Origin of the sequence: Lentibacillus kapialis, from assembly GCF_014646635.1 — a bacterium.
GTDB classification, from domain to species: domain Bacteria; phylum Bacillota; class Bacilli; order Bacillales; family Amphibacillaceae; genus Lentibacillus; species Lentibacillus kapialis.
The window spans coordinates 1-696 of the sequence record NZ_BMNQ01000138.1 but is presented as its reverse complement, the minus strand read 5'-3'; the positions used below and the strand labels follow the sequence as shown (position 1 = coordinate 696).

Genomic DNA, 696 nt, shown 5'->3' with positions numbered 1-696 from the left:
TGCTGAAAACCCTGAAAAACGAAGGAAAAGAAAAGCGTTGCCGTAAACGCAATACGCGCTATTATGAAGTCACCGTCTATTATCCCGGGATCGATGAAACAGTCACATTGTTTTTTTGCCGATTCCCATATCAAAAAGACTGGCGACTGTATCTCTCCACAGACGCCAACTTATCCTTTATCGACACAATGGAAATCTATTCGGTGCGTTGGACGATTGAAGTATTTTTTAGAGAGACGAAACAACAGCTTCGTCTGGGAAAATGCCAATCTCGGGATTTTGACGCGCAAATTGCTCATGTAACGACGACTTACATCCTGTATGCCTTCTTGTCTTATTTCCGAAGAGTCAACGATTACGAGACTCTGGGAGGGTTATTTGAAGAGATCAAAGATGACATGATGGAGAAAAACTTGGCACAACGGCTATGGGAAATGTTTGATGATCTCCTGCAAGTGGTCATCACGGCCATCGCGGAATCAGGTGTGGTAGATATTCATGTCTTTAAGGTGTCCGAGGAATACCAATACATTAAAACGCTTTTTGAAAACTCATTTTTGGGTCACCAACTATTTGACGGCGATAATGTCGCTTAGAGGGCGAAAATGGAATTTCGACAAAAGCACTGTCATACAAGGGTTTCAGGCATTAATAAACACCCCGAATCCCTTGGTATGTGGGGTGCGAAACTCGAGT

At 43.1% G+C, this 696-nt stretch carries 1 protein-coding gene; it reads left to right on the top strand.

Features of this window, described 5'->3' with window-relative positions:
* Positions 1-596, top strand: a 596-nt coding sequence (locus IEW67_RS17980) for a transposase (RefSeq protein ID WP_188634438.1), incomplete at its 5' end; no start/stop codon positions are given.
* Positions 597-696 lie beyond the last annotated feature (100 nt).